Source organism: Fodinicurvata halophila (assembly GCF_042651425.1).
Lineage (GTDB): Bacteria > Pseudomonadota > Alphaproteobacteria > Kiloniellales > DSM-21159 > Fodinicurvata > Fodinicurvata halophila.
Genome location: NZ_JBHSCW010000001.1, coordinates 320,663 through 336,576 on the forward strand (window position 1 = coordinate 320,663; position 15,914 = coordinate 336,576).

The 15,914-nt window shown below is 62.6% G+C and carries 18 protein-coding genes and 1 tRNA gene; 5 read left to right on the top strand and 14 right to left on the bottom strand.

Annotated features, from left to right (window positions below):
* Positions 1-12: 12 nt before the first annotated feature.
* Positions 13-1,026 carry an aspartate-semialdehyde dehydrogenase gene (locus ACFOW6_RS01535; RefSeq protein ID WP_382420445.1) on the bottom strand — a complete coding sequence of 338 codons (1,014 nt, stop codon included), beginning with the start codon at positions 1,024-1,026 and terminating at the stop codon, positions 13-15.
* A gap of 92 nt (positions 1,027-1,118) precedes the next feature.
* Between ACFOW6_RS01535 and ACFOW6_RS01540 the strand changes: the two genes are divergently transcribed.
* Together ACFOW6_RS01540 and ACFOW6_RS01545 are read left to right on the top strand one after the other, a co-directional pair.
* The gene (locus tag ACFOW6_RS01540; RefSeq protein ID WP_382420447.1) at positions 1,119-2,102 is read left to right on the top strand and encodes a L,D-transpeptidase family protein; all 984 of its coding nucleotides are present in this window, start codon (positions 1,119-1,121) and stop codon (positions 2,100-2,102) included.
* A gap of 125 nt (positions 2,103-2,227) precedes the next feature.
* Entirely contained in the window at positions 2,228-2,839 is a 612-nt protein-coding gene (locus ACFOW6_RS01545; RefSeq protein WP_382420449.1) for a pyridoxamine 5'-phosphate oxidase family protein, read from the top strand.
* A gap of 88 nt (positions 2,840-2,927) precedes the next feature.
* Here the strand turns inward: ACFOW6_RS01545 and ACFOW6_RS01550 are convergent, their stop codons facing one another.
* From ACFOW6_RS01550 to ACFOW6_RS01575, 6 genes are all read right to left on the bottom strand, one after another.
* The gene (locus ACFOW6_RS01550) at positions 2,928-3,182 is read right to left on the bottom strand and encodes a hypothetical protein (protein ID WP_382420451.1); all 255 of its coding nucleotides are present in this window, start codon (positions 3,180-3,182) and stop codon (positions 2,928-2,930) included.
* A 261-nt stretch (positions 3,183-3,443) separates the two neighbouring features.
* A complete protein-coding gene (leuB, locus tag ACFOW6_RS01555) occupies positions 3,444-4,556 on the bottom strand; it encodes a 3-isopropylmalate dehydrogenase (protein WP_382420453.1) in 1,113 nt (370 codons plus the stop codon).
* 57 nt (positions 4,557-4,613) lie between these two features.
* Positions 4,614-5,222 carry a 3-isopropylmalate dehydratase small subunit gene (gene leuD / locus ACFOW6_RS01560; protein WP_382420454.1) on the bottom strand — a complete coding sequence of 203 codons (609 nt, stop codon included), beginning with the start codon at positions 5,220-5,222 and terminating at the stop codon, positions 4,614-4,616.
* A gap of 30 nt (positions 5,223-5,252) precedes the next feature.
* On the bottom strand, positions 5,253-6,662 hold the full coding sequence (gene leuC, locus ACFOW6_RS01565) for a 3-isopropylmalate dehydratase large subunit (protein WP_382420455.1): 1,410 nt from the start codon (positions 6,660-6,662) through the stop codon (positions 5,253-5,255).
* A gap of 173 nt (positions 6,663-6,835) precedes the next feature.
* Positions 6,836-7,600, bottom strand: a complete 765-nt coding sequence (locus ACFOW6_RS01570; RefSeq protein WP_382420457.1) for a lytic transglycosylase domain-containing protein — start codon at positions 7,598-7,600, stop codon at positions 6,836-6,838.
* 378 nt (positions 7,601-7,978) lie between these two features.
* Positions 7,979-8,857 (bottom strand): N-formylglutamate amidohydrolase, encoded by an 879-nt coding sequence (locus ACFOW6_RS01575; protein ID WP_382420459.1) that lies wholly within the window; start codon positions 8,855-8,857, stop codon positions 7,979-7,981.
* 288 nt (positions 8,858-9,145) lie between these two features.
* Here ACFOW6_RS01575 and ACFOW6_RS01580 point away from each other — a divergent pair, with 288 nt between their 5' ends.
* Positions 9,146-9,514 (top strand): response regulator, encoded by a 369-nt coding sequence (locus ACFOW6_RS01580; protein ID WP_382420461.1) that lies wholly within the window; start codon positions 9,146-9,148, stop codon positions 9,512-9,514.
* Between the two features lie 126 nt (positions 9,515-9,640).
* A tRNA-Val gene (locus ACFOW6_RS01585) sits at positions 9,641-9,715 on the top strand.
* Positions 9,716-9,761: 46 nt separating this feature from the next.
* On the opposite strand, the gene ACFOW6_RS01590 is transcribed toward ACFOW6_RS01585, so the two are convergent.
* From ACFOW6_RS01590 to ACFOW6_RS01600, 3 genes are read right to left on the bottom strand one after another with little or no spacing between them, the layout of a single operon-like run.
* Positions 9,762-9,941, bottom strand: coding sequence for a hypothetical protein (locus ACFOW6_RS01590; protein ID WP_382420463.1), 180 nt, complete (start codon positions 9,939-9,941; stop codon positions 9,762-9,764).
* 7 nt (positions 9,942-9,948) lie between these two features.
* Positions 9,949-10,170, bottom strand: a complete 222-nt coding sequence (locus ACFOW6_RS01595; RefSeq protein ID WP_382420465.1) for a hypothetical protein — start codon at positions 10,168-10,170, stop codon at positions 9,949-9,951.
* A gap of 4 nt (positions 10,171-10,174) precedes the next feature.
* Positions 10,175-10,303 carry a hypothetical protein gene (locus ACFOW6_RS01600; protein WP_382420467.1) on the bottom strand — a complete coding sequence of 43 codons (129 nt, stop codon included), beginning with the start codon at positions 10,301-10,303 and terminating at the stop codon, positions 10,175-10,177.
* Here ACFOW6_RS01600 and ACFOW6_RS01605 point away from each other — a divergent pair.
* Positions 10,254-11,528 carry a type II toxin-antitoxin system HipA family toxin gene (locus ACFOW6_RS01605; protein ID WP_382420469.1) on the top strand — a complete coding sequence of 425 codons (1,275 nt, stop codon included), beginning with the start codon at positions 10,254-10,256 and terminating at the stop codon, positions 11,526-11,528. The genes ACFOW6_RS01600 and ACFOW6_RS01605 overlap by 50 nt on opposite strands.
* A 462-nt stretch (positions 11,529-11,990) precedes the next feature.
* Here ACFOW6_RS01605 and ACFOW6_RS01610 read toward each other — a convergent pair whose 3' ends face one another.
* The 4 genes from ACFOW6_RS01610 to ACFOW6_RS01625 form a co-directional block, all read right to left on the bottom strand.
* Positions 11,991-12,557 carry an NAD-dependent epimerase/dehydratase family protein gene (locus tag ACFOW6_RS01610; protein WP_382420471.1) on the bottom strand — a complete coding sequence of 189 codons (567 nt, stop codon included), beginning with the start codon at positions 12,555-12,557 and terminating at the stop codon, positions 11,991-11,993.
* Between the two features lie 273 nt (positions 12,558-12,830).
* Positions 12,831-13,589, bottom strand: coding sequence for a 2-amino-5-chloromuconate deaminase CnbZ (cnbZ, locus tag ACFOW6_RS01615; RefSeq protein ID WP_382420473.1), 759 nt, complete (start codon positions 13,587-13,589; stop codon positions 12,831-12,833).
* A 19-nt stretch (positions 13,590-13,608) separates the two neighbouring features.
* Positions 13,609-14,421 (bottom strand): aspartate dehydrogenase, encoded by an 813-nt coding sequence (locus ACFOW6_RS01620; protein ID WP_382420474.1) that lies wholly within the window; start codon positions 14,419-14,421, stop codon positions 13,609-13,611.
* Positions 14,418-15,899, bottom strand: a complete 1,482-nt coding sequence (locus ACFOW6_RS01625) for an aldehyde dehydrogenase family protein (RefSeq protein WP_382420476.1) — start codon at positions 15,897-15,899, stop codon at positions 14,418-14,420. Before ACFOW6_RS01625 ends, ACFOW6_RS01620 begins: the two co-directional genes overlap by 4 nt.
* Positions 15,900-15,914: the final 15 nt, after the last annotated feature.

The window sequence follows — 15,914 nt, forward strand, 5'->3', positions numbered from 1 at the left end:
AGCCAGGCAGGCCTAGAGATAGCTTTCCACCAGGGTCTCGGCGATCTGCACGGTGTTGAGCGCCGCGCCCTTGCGCAGGTTGTCGGAGACCACCCACATGGACAGCCCGTTGTCGGTGGTGGGATCCTGGCGGATGCGACTGACGAAGACCGAATCCTCGCCGGCACTTTCGGCCGGGGTCACATAGCCTTCGTCCACCCGGTGGTCGACGACGGAAATGCCGGGCGCCTCACGCAGGATCTCGCGAGCGCGATCCTCGTCCAGTTCGTCCATGAACTCGATGTTCACGGCCTCGCCGTGCCCCACGAAGACCGGCACGCGCACGCAGGTGGCATGCAGCTTGATCTGCGGATCCAGAATCTTCTTGGTCTCCACCGTCATCTTCCATTCCTCCTTGGTGGAGCCGTCGTCCATGAAGACATCGATATGGGGAATGACGTTGAAGGCGATCTGCTTGGTGAACTGTTCCTTCTTGATCGGATCGTTCACATAGATCGCGCGCGTCTGGTTGAACAGTTCGTCCATGGCCTCCTTGCCGCCGCCGGAGACCGACTGGTAGGTGGACACCACCACGCGCTCGATCGGCATGACCTCGTGCAGGGGCTTGAGGGCCATGACCAGCTGGATGGTGGAGCAGTTGGGATTGGCGATGATGTTCTTGCGCCCGTAGCCGGCGATGGCTTCCGCGTTCACCTCGGGCACAACCAGGGGAACGTCCGGGTCCATGCGGAACTGCGAGGTGTTGTCGATGACCACGGTCCCGGCGCGCGCCGCGATCGGCGCATACTGTTCGGAGACCTTGCCGCCCGGCGAGAAGAGCGCGATATCCACCCCGGTGAAGTCGAACTTCGCCAGATCCTGGACCTTCAGGACCTTGTCGTCGCCGAAGGAAACCTCACTTCCGGCCGAGCGCTCGGATGCAACCGCATAGACCTCGTCCACCGGGAATTCGCGTTCCGCGAGGATCGTGAGCATTTCGCGACCTACGTTGCCGCTTGCTCCGACGACTGCCACCTTGTAACCCATAATAACTATCCATATTTGACTTGCGCCTGAACGGGGCTCGGACTTTAGTCTTTTGCCGCCGTTTTGCAAGGGATGCAGATGGACGAACAGATATGCCGCAGACACGATTTCGCCTGAACTCTCTCTCCCGTCGGGCCTTCCTGACAGCCAGTGCCTGGACGGCTGCAGCAGGCGTCCTGGCGCCCGGCTCCCTCTCCGTGACGCGCGCCCAGGCCGAAGAGGGGACAGCGCCGGACGACGACAGTCGCCCGGAAGGCAGGCTGGTCGGAGAACTTCGCATCTATGAGACCAAAAAGGACGATACCCTTGTGGACATCGCCACCCGCTTCGGCGTCGGGTTCGTGGCCCTGCGCGCCGCCAACCCGGATGTCGACGTCTGGCTGCCCGGCGAAGGGACGGAGGTCACCCTGCCCACACAGACCCTGCTGCCGGACGAGAGCCAGCAGAATGGCATCGTGATCAATCTGCCGGAAATGCGGCTCTACCACTTCCAGAATGCCGACGTCCTGCCATTGCTCTATCCCATCGGCATCGGCCGCGAGGGGCGAACCACGCCGCTCGGCAGCACCCGCATCGAGCGCAAGACCAAGAACCCGACCTGGTATCCTCCGGAATCCATCAAGGCCGAGAAACCCGAGCTGCCGGACGTGGTGCCACCGGGTCCGGAGAATCCCCTCGGCACGCGCGCCCTCTACCTGGGCTGGCCGGCCTATCTCATTCACGGCACCAACAATCCCTATGGCATCGGGCGCCGTGCCAGTGCCGGCTGCATCCGCATGTATCCCGAGGACGTCGAGGAGATTTACCCCGACGTGCCCATCGGCACCGCGGTCAAGGTCAAGGACGAACCGGTCAAGATCGCCTGGGTCGGGGACGCCCTCTATCTGGAGGTTCACCCCACCCAGACCCAGGCCGACCAGGTGGAGACCCAAGGCTATTTCGAACCCCGGCTGCCTGAGAACCTGATCGACCGCGTCATGCGGGCCGCCGGGACCGAGAAGGGACGCCTGAACTGGCAGGCGATCGACAAGGCCGGCATGGAAAGGCGCGGCTATCCCGTCCAGGTCAATGTCTGAAGCGCCGCGCGATCCTGCCGACTGCCAGAGACGACTTGCCAGAGGTGGCTTGAAGGAGCGGCGCTGTGGGCACAGAGTGTCCCCGTGCAGGCAGATAGCGCGTGAGCAGGACAGGAGGAGCAGGCGTGGCCGTTGATTCCCTTGAACAGCTGGAAGCCATCTACGAGACGCGCGTCTCGGACGCCGCGCGCCTGAAGGAAACCGACCGGATCATCCCGCCCTATGCGCGCCTGATCGAGGCCTCGCCCTTCGCCGTCCTCGCCACGGCCGGTCCCGAAGGGCTGGATTGCTCCCCACGCGGCGATCGTCCGGGGTTTCTCAGGGTCGCGGACGACCGCACCCTGGTCCTGCCCGATCGCAAGGGGAACAACCGTCTGGATTCCCTGCGCAACATCCTGAACGACCCGCGCGTGGCCCTGCTGTTCCTCATACCGGGCAGCGGAACGACGCTCAGGGTCAACGGGCGGGCGATCATCTCCGACGATCCGGCACTGCTGGACAGCCTGGCGATCGACGGAAAGCCGCCGAAGACAGCCCTGGTGATCTCTGTCGAGACGGTCTATTTCCAGTGTGCGCGCGCCATCCTGCGCGCCGGTCTCTGGCAGGGCGACAGCCAGGTGGATCCGAAGAGCCTGCCCAGCGCCGGTGAGATTCTCGAAGCGGCCTCCAATGCGCGGATCAACGGCGAGAGCTTCGACCGCGACTGGGCGGAACGGGCACCGAAAACACTCTGGTAGGTGTTTTCATCCCACGCTTGCAGCTACGAAAAAACCCGGCCCCTGCAAAGAGAGACCGGGTTCTTTTTCCGGAAGAAGTCCGAAAGGCTTACTTGCGGACCGAGCTCTCGAAAGCCCGATCGGCACGGGCGGCCGCACCTTCGGCACGCTCTGCAGCCGCTTCCGCACGCGTGGCGGAATCCTCAGCGGAGCGAGCAGCCTGTTCGGCCCGTTCAGCCGAAGCCTGGACTTGCTCCATCATGGACTTTTCCTCTTCGCTCATGGCGGTCGAGCAGGCCGTAAGACCGGTCGCGCCGAGGGTTGCAATACCGACGATAGCGAATGTACGTGCGAACTTGGACATCTTGAGTCCCCTTATCCATTGTTCGAAAATTATAATTCTGCGTCGTCCTTCCGTGTCGGAAGGACTGGGTCACAAGGTGTGATGCAATCGGGACTATTGCAAGACTGCCTCTTCCAATGCCCCAAAATTGCAACCACTTACCCCTGCATGGCGCCGCTTCGCCCGGAAAGGGTCACAGCTTTCCGGCGAACAGTCTGCAGGATGCCTTTCATGATTGGTGCACTTTACGGCAAAGTTGAGGCAACCGCGGGGACAAGACCCTCAGCCGTTGAGCCGATCGAGTTCCGCCAGCACCGCATCGCCCATCGCGCTGGTTGACACTGCCTTCGTTCCCTCGGCCATGATGTCCGGCGTGCGGATGCCGGAATCCAGGACATTCTGCACCGCCTGTTCGACCAGGTCGGCTTCCTCTGCCAGATCGAAGGTATAACGCAGGGCCATGGCATAGCTGAGCAGCGTGGCCAGGGGATTCGCCTTGTCCTGCCCGGCGATGTCCGGGGCCGAGCCGTGCACCGGCTCGTACAGCGCCTTGCGCCGCCCGTTGGCATCCACGTCGCCCAGCGAGGCCGAGGGCAGCATGCCCAGCGAGCCGGTCAGCATGGCCGCCACGTCGGACAGCATGTCGCCGAACAGGTTGTCGGTGACGATCACGTCGAACTGCTTGGGATTGCGCACCAGCTGCATGCCGGCGTTGTCGGCGTACATGTGGTCCAGCTTGATGTCGCTGTGCTTCTCCTGATGCAGCTTCGTGATCTCCTGGCGCCAGAGCACGCCGGATTCCATGACATTGGCCTTCTCGCTGGAGGTCACGTGGCCGCTGCGCTTGCGCGCCAGGTCGAAGGCCACGTCGCCGACGCGCCGGATCTCGTTGGTCGTGTAGACCTGGGTGTTGATGCCGCGGCGCTGTCCGTCGGGCAGTTCCTCGATGCCGCGCGGCTCGCCGAAATAGACCCCGCCGGTCAGCTCGCGCACGATCATGATATCCAGGCCCGAGACGATTTCGGGCTTCAGGCTGGAGGCGCTGACCAGCGCCTCGAAGCAGAGCGCCGGGCGCAGGTTGGCATAGAGCTCCATCTCCTTGCGCAGGCGCAGCAGGCCGCGCTCGGGCTTCTTCTCGAACGGCAGGTCATCCCATTTCGGGCCGCCCACGGCGCCCAGCAGGACAGCATCGACATTCAGCGCCTTCTCCATGGTGGCATCCGCCAGGGGGACCCCATGGGCATCGATGGCCGCGCCGCCGACCAGGTCCTCGTCCAGATCGAAGGATACGGAACGTTCACGCCCCATCCACTCGATGACCCGGCGCACCTGGGTCATGGCCTCGGGGCCAATGCCGTCACCGGGAAGGAACAGAATCGATTTGTTGGCTGCCATCTTGTCTACTTCATCCTGTCTGTTTTTGCGCGTGTGGGAAGGGAGGGAACATCCGGCTCAGGCATAGAGCCAGGGCTGGTGCGTCTTCTGTGCGTTCTCGAAGCTGTCGATCTCGGCCGCCTTGTTCAGGGTCTGGCCCACGTCGTCCAGCCCGTTGAGCAGGCAGTGCTTCTTCCAGGGATCGATCTCGAAGGTGATCTGGCCACCGTCCGGCCGCTCGATGGTCTGGTCTTCCAGGTCCACCGTCAGGGTCGCGTTGGCGCCGCGCTCGGCATCCTCCATCAGCTTGTCGATCTCCTCCTGCGGCAGGACGATCGGCAGGATGCCGTTCTTGAAGCAGTTGTTGTGGAAGATATCGGCAAATGAGGGCCCGATCACGCAGCGGATGCCGGCGTCCAGCAGGGCCCAGGGCGCGTGCTCGCGCGACGAGCCGCAGCCGAAGTTGTCACCGACGATCAGGATCTGCGCAGACCGGTAGGCCGGCCGGTCCAGCACGAAGTCCTTGGGATTGCCATCCTTGTCGTGGCGCAGGGCATAGAACAGACCCTCGGCCAGGCCGGTGCGCTTGATGGTCTTCAGGAAGCGCGCCGGGATGATCATGTCGGTGTCCACGTTCACCATGGGCAGGGGCGCGGCCACGGCAGTCAGCTTGTCAAACTTTTCCATTGTCTTGTCTCCTCTTCCCTTGCGCCCTGCTCAGCAGGCCAGCTCGCGGACGTCGCTCAGATGGCCCGAGATGGCCGCCGCAGCCGCCATGGCCGGGCTCATCAGGTGGGTGCGACCGCCCGGTCCCTGCCGGCCCTCGAAGTTGCGGTTCGAGGTCGAGGCACAGCGCTCGCCCGGGTTCAGCTTGTCGGCGTTCATGGCCAGGCACATGGAACAGCCGGGCTCGCGCCAGTCGAATCCGGCCTCGCGGAAGATGCGATCCAGGCCCTCGGCCTCGGCCTGTTCCTTCACCAGGCCCGAGCCGGGCACGATCATGGCATAGACGCTGTCGGCCACGCGGCGTCCCTCGGCCACGCGCGCGACCTCGCGCAGGTCCTCGATGCGCCCGTTGGTGCAGGAGCCGATGAAGACCTTGTCCACGGCAATGTCCCGCAGGCGCGTGCCGGGGGTCAGGCCCATGTACTCCAGCGAGCGCTTGATGGCCATGGCCTTGTTCTCGCTCGGCGCATCCTCGGGCCGCGGAATGGCTCCGGAGATCGGCAGCACGTCTTCCGGAGAGGTGCCCCAGGTGACCAGGGGCTCGATCTCCGAGGTGGACAGCGTCACCTCCTTGTCATAGCGCGCGCCCTCGTCGGACGGCAGCGCGCGCCAGAAGGCCTCGGCCTGTTCCCAGGCCGCGCCCTTGGGCGCATAGGGCCGCCCCCTGATGTAATCGATCGTGGTGTCGTCCGGCGCGATCAGGCCGGCGCGCGCACCGCCCTCGATGGACATGTTGCAGATGGTCATGCGCCCTTCCATGGACAGGTCGCGGATCGCCTGGCCGGCATACTCGATGACATGGCCGGTGCCGCCGGCGGTGCCGATCTTGCCGATGATGGCCAGGATCAGGTCCTTGGCCGTGACCCCGGTGGGCAGCGGCCCGTCCACCGTGATGCGCATGTTCTTGGCGTGGGTCTGATAGAGTGTCTGGGTCGCCAGGACGTGCTCCACCTCGCTGGTGCCGATGCCGAAGGCCAGCGCCCCGAAGGCCCCGTGGGTGGAGGTGTGGCTGTCGCCGCAGACGATGGTCATGCCGGGCTGCGTCAGGCCCTGTTCCGGGCCGATGATGTGCACGATCCCCTGGCGCACGTCGTTCATGCGGAAGATGGGCACGCCGAAATCGGCGCAGTTCTTCTCCAGCGTATCGACCTGGATGCGGCTTTCCTCGTCCTCGATCCCGCGCGCCCGGTCCGCCGTGGGCACGTTGTGGTCGGGCACCGCCAGCGTCGCCTCGGGGCGGCGCACCGGGCGGCCGGCAAGGCGCAGCCCCTCGAAGGCCTGCGGGCTGGTGACCTCGTGCACCAGGTGACGGTCGATATACAACAGGCAGGTTCCATCCTCCTGCCGATCCACGAGGTGGCTGTCCCATATCTTGTCGAACAGCGTACGCGGCTGAGACATACTCTCGCTCCTAACCCTTCCAGCTGGGAATTGATCCTCTATATGGCCCCGACCTGTATATGGTCTCGCATGAGGGGCTTGTCGTCCCCGGGGCGAGCGAGAATAGCGCCGGTCATCGGGAACCGCAATTCACCGCAGAGGTTTTCTCGCAAGGAATCTTCGCCCCTTGCCGCCTAGCGGGCAAAGAAGGGGCCGGAGGGGCCGGGCTGGATCTGCGAGGAATGGGCAAAGCGCTGGGCCGACATTGGCTTGGCCGTATAGGGCAGCGTGCTCGTGCGGGTCGTCTCGCCGCTGTGGGTTGTCGGGCGCGATGCCTGGCGCACCGGACGATACTCCTCCTCCCCGCCGCGCTCTGCCGTGCGCTGCTCCTTCTGCCAGATGTCCATGACCTTGGTGCGGTAGCGCAGGTTATACTTGGGCGTCGCAGAATGGTACCGGCCGACCGCGGCCTCCCAGGAGTTGAGCTCACGATAGTGATCGAGCAGGTACTTGGCGCTGTAGGCGACGTTGTAGGCCGGTTCGAAGGCTTGCTCCAGCGAGCTGAAGGCCTGGGGATGGTACATGAGGTTGATCTGCATGCAGCCGACATCGATGTTGCGCACCCCTTTCGCCTTGAGGCTGCGCACTTCCCGGACAGCGGCCTCGCGACTGGGCAGATATCGCCCCCTGCCTTCGGCCATCACGGTCCAGGGCCAGGCAAAAACTGCCCGCTGAGCCTTGTTGTGCCGCCCCGACTCGGCCTTGGAGATGGCCGCCAGAAGATGTGCCGGCACGCCGAGCATGCGTTCGGCCTCGGCCACATAGCGCGCACAGAGCGTCCAGTCCGAATCGACGCCCGCCGGCGCGATGCGCGTGCTGTCGGCCTTAAGCGGCCAGGCCGCGAAGGCCAGCAGCATGAGCAGCATCAGAATAAAGGACAGTCTGCCGAGCAACGTCACTTGGAACCTCCCGTGAACACACCCTCAGCAAAAGCAATAAGCGTGCCAAGAACCGCCCAGCGCCCCTGCAACCGGCACAGATTGCCCGGTTTCCCGGAATTGTGCGGCGCAACAGAGACTTGACACCATTGACGCTCGCAAAAGACACCCAATCCTGGGTGGAATATGTATGTATTCCAATTAGATATGAATTTTTCTCTTGCAAAGAGCAGCAAAATCGCCATATTGTGCAGTGCGGCATGAGGAGGACATCCTCCTCCCGCCGTACGTCTCTAAGGGCGTTTCCTCCCTAGACTTGGGCCGTGCATTAGCACGGCCCTTTTTTCTTTTTCGTTAACGGCTGCCCCTTTGTTGGAGACGGATGCCCTGCGGCCGGGTTCAGCTCGGTGCGAGAGGCAGCCTGCCCAGGCCGGCCAGCAGGTCGGGCACCATGTCCGCCAGCTTCTTCAGCCCGGCGCCGCGCTGGATACGCGTTTCGTCCATGTAGAGCCGGCGATTGATCTCGATCTGCAGGCAATGGAGCCCTTCCCTCGGACGGCCGTAGTGACGCGTGACGTAGCCGCCGGAATAGGGCTTGTTGCGCCCCACCCGGTATCCCGCCGCGCTCAGCACCTCCACCGCGCACTGGGTGACTTCCGGCGCGCAGGCCGCCCCGTGGCAATCCCCCAGCACGATATCCATGGCCGGCAGGCGCGGATCCCGTCCCCAGTTCTGGGCATTGGACGGCATGGAGTGACAGTCCAGCAGCAGGCAGGCCCCGAAGCGCTGCCGCGTTTCCCCCAGCAGGCACGCCAGGGCCTCGTGATAGGGCCGGTAGCAGCGTTCGATGCGCTCCAGGGCTTCCGCCAGGTCCAGCTTGCCGCTGTAGATCTCGGCTCCGTTGGCCACCACGCGCGCCACCGTGCCCAGGCCGGCCGCCACGCGCGGCGAGGCCGAGTTGACATAGTCGGGCAGCGGCTCGTCGAACATGGCGGGATCGAGTTCGTAGGGCTCCCGGTTCGGGTCTACGTACGCCCGCGGAAACAGGGCGCGCAGCAGGGGGGCGCCCAACTCCGGTGCCGCGGCGAAGATCTCGTCCACGAAACTGTCCTCCGAGCGCCGCAGCATCAGCGGATCGAGGCGCGAGCGCGCCAGGAAGTCCGCCGGATAGCTGCTGCCGCTGTGCGGCGAGGCCACGACCAGGGGCAGGCTCTGGCGGCGCGGGCGCAGAACCTCGTGGGTCTCGCAGATCTCGGACGTATGGGCCGGACCGTCCATGCTCTCTCCGGAATTGGCCTTCCTGACTGTACGCTCCAATGTCCGAATGTTGCAGGGACTTCGCAACGATTTCTTTGCCTGCCCCGTTGCTCTCCCTCCTGTGGGCCGGCCGGACGGCCCGAGCGGCTACCCTCGGCGAGGAAAATACGCTAGTCTGACGTTTCACAGGTCACCACCTCGTTGAGCGATGCTCGCGAAGCGGCGCGCTTTGATCCATCCGAAATCAGGCAGGGTCCGCCGGCCACCCCGGCAGTGCCCCGGCAATGAGGCAAAGAGACAGGACACACCATGGCGCGCATTCTCCTGGCGGAAGACGATCCCGGCCTCCGGCGCGTGCTGGTGCGGGCACTGGACGCGGCGGGTCACAGCGTCCGAGCGGCCGGCGATGGCCTCGAGGCGCTCAGGCAGCTTCACGAAGAGGCGGTGGACCTGCTGCTGGCCGACATCGTCATGCCCGGGCTGGACGGAATGGAACTGGCACGCCGGGCCGGCGGGCTGCATCCGGGCCTGCGCATCATGTTCATCACCGGCTTTGCCGCCGTGGTCCTGCGCGACGGCCGGATGGAACAGGCCCCGGCAGGCGCGCGCCTGCTCTCCAAGCCCTTTCACCTGCGCGATCTGGTGCGCGAGGTCGACGCCCTCCTGGAAGTCGCGTGAGGCGCTTCACTCAAAACGAGCGGGACCGGCAACAGGCACCGCAGAGGAGTCTTGCCAAACGCCGGCGTGGGTGCTATCTGCCCGCCTCACACAGCAGGCGATCATCCCGCCATCGCCACTGGGGTCGGGCGCGTAGCTCAGCGGGAGAGCACTACGTTGACATCGTAGGGGTCGCTGGTTCAATCCCAGCCGCGCCCACCACCTCTGGTAACGAAGTGGTAACGAGAAGGCCTGAGAACGGCGCCCCTCACCGATCCTCGATCGCCCGGATCTCCGCCCGCACGGACCCATAGTCCTCGACGAAAGTTCCGACCGCCGAGCAGTCCTCGCTCACGACGTTGCGCCGGCAGGGTGGCGGCAGACAGCCCAGCTCTTGCGCCGCCTTCTCCTGGAAAGCGGCCGTGTAGCTGTACAGCGTCGGCTGCACCGCACTGCTAGAAGTCCCCTTTGCGCAGCCTGTCTGAAGCGCCAGTGCGCTCATACTCGCGACGAGCATCATCGCGGCGATCGGCCGCCGCCGCATCGATCTTCTGCTGTTCATGCTCGGCCTCCTGTCGGCCCTTGCCCTTGCCCTTGTAGTACAGCCCCAGCGCGCCACCGATGACGGTCAGCGCGCCGATGATGTGCGGCAGGAACTCTGTGAGTAGAGAGATCATGGGCTCAGTCCTTGTAGTGACGCAGGGCCCAATAGGCGACGAGCGCCAGCGCGATCGCCGCCAGGACCCAGGGCGCCACGTCGATGATCTGCTGGATCAGCAGGAAGGCCGGCTGCGCGACAAGCGGTGCCATCAGCTTCACCTATCATGACGACTGGCTGGCCTGGGACCACGCGCTGCCCGTCTCGCTCTCGCTGCCCCTGCGCGAAACCCCCTATCGCGGCGAGCCGGTCACGGCCGTCTTCGAGAACCTGCTGCCGGACTCCGAAAGTCTGCGCCGCCGGGTGGCCGAGAAAGTCGGCGCGCGCGGCATCGATGCCTACAGCCTGCTCTCGGTAATCGGACATGACTGCGTCGGTGCCTTGCAGTTCATTGCCGGAGACAACGACCTCGTCGACAATACGGCCGCACTTTACGGGGAAGCCGTCGATGAGGAGACCATCGAGAAGCTGTTGACGGGACTGGCTCAGGCGCCGCTGGGCCTGTCCCGAGACAATGCTTTCCGGATTTCCGTGGCCGGCGCGAAGGAAAAGACCGCCCTGCTCCATCACGAGGGCAGATGGATCAAGCCCCATGGCACGACCCCGACCACGCATATCCTGAAGAGCCGGATCGGGCAGCTGCCCGGCGGGATCAATCTGTCCGACAGCGTCGAGAACGAGTTCTACGGACTCAAACTGGCCGAGGCCTTTGGCCTGCCCGTCAACACAGCCACAATCGAAACCTTCGGCGAAACCAGGGCGCTTGTCATCACGCGCTTTGATCGGCGATGGACCGGCGACGGCCGCCTGCTGCGCCTGCCGCAGGAGGATTGCTGCCAGGCGCTGTCCGTGCCCCCGACCCTGAAGTACCAGAACGAGGGCGGGCCGGGCGTGGGAGATGTGCTGAACCTGTTCAAGGGCAGCGACACGCCGATCGAGGACCAGGAGACAGTCCTCAAGGCGCAGATTATTTTCTGGCTGATCGGAGCGACGGACGGCCACGCCAAGAACTTCAGCCTGTTCCTGGGGCCGGGCGGCAGCTATCGCATGACGCCGCTCTATGACATCCTGACAGCACAGCCCGCCGTGAGCGCCCGCCAGATCGCGCGCAAGCAGATGAAGATGGCGATGTCCGTCGGTGACAAAAGGCATTACCGCTTCGACGAGATCCACGGGCGGCATTTTGTCCAGACGGCCATGCGGGCGGGACTATCGAGGAAGCGCTCGATCGCTATCCTCGACGAGATGGCGGAGCGGGCACCACAGGCGCTGGATGTAGCCATGGCAGCACTGCCGAAGGATTTCCCGCCGGCGATCCCCGATGCCGTTCATAAGGCGGTGATGGAGCGGGCCAGTGGTCTACAGGTTAGGCGGTAGATTCCGCCGGATAGTATCAGAGAAGCCGAGAGCTGATTCCTTAAAACACACCCAGAATTAAAGGTTCTCACCAGCAAAACCTGGGATCAGACACCTGGAAAATTAGAAATTTTCAGTCTCCATGCTCTTGGAGCCAATCGCGATATCGTATGATCCCTTCATACATTGATACTTGCGGTTTGAACTTGAGCTCATTCTTGATCCGCGAAAGCTCCAGTTGGCCCTGGTACTCATCTCCGGTCTCCACACTTTCATCAAGCACGACCTCACTGTCGGGCAAAGCACTTTTGAGAGTTTCGCAGACATCCTTGAGCTGCAAAACGCAATCACTGCTCAAGTTATAAACCAGTGATGGTGCAGACTTCGCATCAAGAGCGGCGATGATGCCCCTAACAACATCGTCAACGTATACGTAGTGGCAAGGAAAGTTAGCCGGCCCAGGAATTACGATTTTCTCGCCCCTCAATCCACTCTTGAGGCTTTCACGAATCGTGCATGCAGTCCGTCGTCCAGGGCCATAGACCAACCTATGCGCAAAGCCAGGCCTTCGAGCCCATGCTGATAGCGATACCCTGCCAGTAGATGTTCACTCGCAGCCTTGCTGGCACCATAAACATTTGTGGGAAAGAGTGGATACTCTTCTGGTATGGGCCCTTCGGCGGTCGGACCATAAGCAGCGATCGAGGAACAGTATATAAAGCGCTGCACCTCATGAATACGTGCTGCTTCCAAAAGATTTGCAGTCCCCCTGATATTGGTTTCACAGATCCAGAATGGATTGTCATTCGACACCATCGGACCGGATATTGCGCCGCAATGTACCAATGCATCAGCGTTACTAGACTTAAGTATCGCATGTGCTCGCGGTATATCCGTTAGCTCGGCAGCATAGCTTTGGACATTACGATGACTAAATTCCACTACGTCCCGATCAAGGGCAATGACCTTAAAACCACGATCGGCAAGTGCCCAGATTAACGGCCTCCCTATCAAACCTCCGGCACCCGTAACTACTACTGTCTTAGTCATTGATATTACCATTTACTGGTAGCTGCGCATTTAGCAAGGGGAAGCGAAATAAAAGCTGACCTGATACCAAATTTTCGTCCAATTGCTACTGGAATCGTTGGTTGATTGACCTGCCCCCAAGAATGGACCCCCCGGACTGAAAAATTCCGGGAAGCAGGTCAGTTATCAATGCCAAGGTCACTTTCAGGGTAAGGTTACCAGAAATCAGAATGTTGGACCCCTTAACTTGCGGACAAACTGGATAGTGTTATCGATAAGGGGACAAATCACAGATCAACGTATGTTGACCACGTATTCGGCGAACACCCTGCGGCAGTCCATCTCGTAGTCCAATTCCTGGACGGGTGGCCTTGCGAAGTGCCAGGTCAAGCCATGTCTGGCGGCCCCGCGACCGACGATCTCCTCTGGCACCAACTCGTGAACGTCATGGACCGTATAAAGCTGCACACCCGTGGTCTCCTGCCAGCCTGCTCCGAAGAAAGCCATACGGCGTTCCATCTCGTCGAGCACCCATCTTGCCTTTTCGCGCACCCCCTCCGGGCTGGTGTCGCCACGCCGGATGATGTGGTCGCGGTAATTTCCCTTACCTTCAGGGGCCTCGCCGCTACCGGCAATCACGAAACTGTGGTCCTCCTGCTCGCTCGGTACGGTGTAGCAGAAGGCATGAAAGCCTGGCTCGTCGGGGCCCATACCTTCCGGACAGACATTTGCGCGTGCCACTGGATTGATCTCGTCGCGAATAATCCCCCATTTCCGCAGAACGTCGCCATAGGCGGCATTGAAGGTACGAAAGCCCTCCTCGCTGAACTGCCCGGGCGAGCGAAGTTCACAGGCACAGAAAGCGGCCAACGGCCGTCCGAGGCTTTCCAGGTGCTTTGCGACACGAGAGAAACCCTCCTGAAGAGGCACCACCTCGGAAAAGCGAACTCGCTCGATACGGAATCCGGAAAGTGCCGCAACACCCGCCGAATACTGGAAGACACCAGGGACATAGGCGTAACCGCCTTCGCTCATTCGGGAAATTTCTGTCATGGAACCCCCTTCGTAACAATCAGGAACCGATGCACAGCGTAGCGGAGAGCTTCCGCAGGCAGGCGACAATGCTGTATCCAGTCGCGGCGCTGCTCCTCGGGTTTTCGGGATCGGGAAGATTGCTCACTTCGACACGCACCTCGCCTACCGCAGACCGAAAGTTCAACTCATGACGGTTGTTTGGCACATCCGGATCACACCACACCTCCACGCGGGTTCTTTCGGGGCCGAACCCGGCCAGGCTGACCGTCGCTGCTACGTTCACGTTCTGCGGGAATGCCTTGACCGCTTCGACGGCATTGCCGGCGAAAACCCGTCTCGGAGCCGTCAGGTTCATCGTGTCCAGCTGCCGCATGATTTCCGGTGTAAAGGCGGACGGCGGCTTCCGGGTAACAAGCGTCACATCCTCAAGGCCGGCCTCCGCAGCCGCGGCCAGGCCGTCCAGCCCGGCCACGGCTCCTGACGGAGCAAACACACGCCCGCCAAGGCGATGAGCCAGAACCACGAGGTCGTTGGCCGACAGGAGCGCGCCGACACTCGCGACGACAAGAACATCACCGCGATTCACCACCGGCTCGGCGATCCGCCGAAACAGCTCCGGTGGCAGGCATTCCACGATCACCTTGGCGCGGCCGGGGAGCTCGTCGAGCGTCAGCACGGCTGGAGACGTCGAAAAGCCGGAGGCCCGCTTTCGAGCCCGCTCCACATCGCGGGCCGAAACAGCGACGAGATCCAACCCGTCGATCCCTTCATCTAGCGCCGCAGCGACCTTCATGCCGACCGCACCAAGTCCCGCAACCCCGACGGACAATCGATCCGCTTGGTCCTTCATCCGTAATTGACGACCAGAAACTTGATGTCTGTCATGCTTTCCATAGCATACCGGGTGCCCTCGCGCCCAAAGCCTGAGTCCTTCCACCCGCCGAATGGCATGTTGTCGATGCGGTAGATCGGCACGTCATTGATCATCAGACCACCAACATCCCAGGTTTCAAGCGCCCGAAAGGCAGCTTTCAGGTCATTGGTGAAGTACCCGCCTTGCAGTCCGTAGCGTGACTGACCTGCAAGCCGAACGCCCTCCTCGGCCTTCTCCACCCGCTTGAGCGTCATCACCGGGCCGAAGATCTCTTCGCACTCGACCTTCATATCGGACGAGGTGTCCGTCAGGATCGTGGGTTCTATCACGGAACCGTGGCGCTGCCCGCCAGCCAGAACACGGGCACCGCCGGCGACAGCTTCCTCGATCCACTCCTCAATTCTCTTGGCAGAGCCCTCGTCTATGACCGGCCCCACATCAATGCCTTCCTCAAGGGGATTGCCGACGCGACAGGACTGTACCCGAGCGACGAGCTCGCGCTCGAACTGCTTATAAATCGCGTCCTCGGCATAGATGCGCTGCACGCCGATGCAATACTGCCCTCCGTAAACGACACCGCCGCGCACGCAGCGCGCGGCCGCGAAGGCAATGTCGGCATCGGCGGCAACGACCACAGCACCATTGCCGCCGAGCTCCAGCGCCACTTTCTTCTTGCCAGCGATCTCCTTGATGTGCCAGCCGACCTTGGCGCTCCCGGTAAAGGAGACCATTGCAATCCGCGAATCCTTGACCAGACCTTCGGCAAGCTGCACGTCGCAATGCACCACCTGAATCGCGTCCTCAGGCAGGCCTGCCTCAACCAAGACTTCCGCCAACAAGCGGCTCGTCAATGGCGTCTGGGGTGCCGGTTTCAGTATTACGGAGTTGCCCACAGCCAGTGCCGGCGCCACCTTGTGAAGGACAAGGTTGAGCGGGAAATTGAAAGGCGTGATGGCAAGGATCGGCCCAATGGGAAAGTGCTTGGCGATCCCGATCCGTCGGCCGAGATTGCTCAGGCTGTCCAGGTCCGCATCCTCGAGGCGCAACGGTGAACCGTCGGAGTTGGCCGTCTGATATGCAAAGACGCCGCCATCGACGTCGAGCGGCACTTCATGACCCGAGAATGCGCGCGCTTCCCGGGCAGCATTGCGAAGGTTGAACAGAGATCGCGACAACTCCCCGCGCGCATCATAGAGCGGCTTGCCGGCTTCGGCGGCAATCAGGGAGATGAATTCATCGCTCCTGGCTTCGATCAGTTCCGCGGTGCGCTCTAGAATGTCTGCCCGGACAAATCGCGGCAGATGCTTCATCAAATTGAACCCGGTTGTCGCTCGCTGAATGGCCGTTTCGATCTCGGCCGAACCGGCGACAGGCATCTCGCCCACGACATGACCGTCATAGGGACAGCGGATTGTCTCGGTACGTGCTGATTTCTCTTCGCTCGCGGTGCTCATTGTCATCCTCTGCGA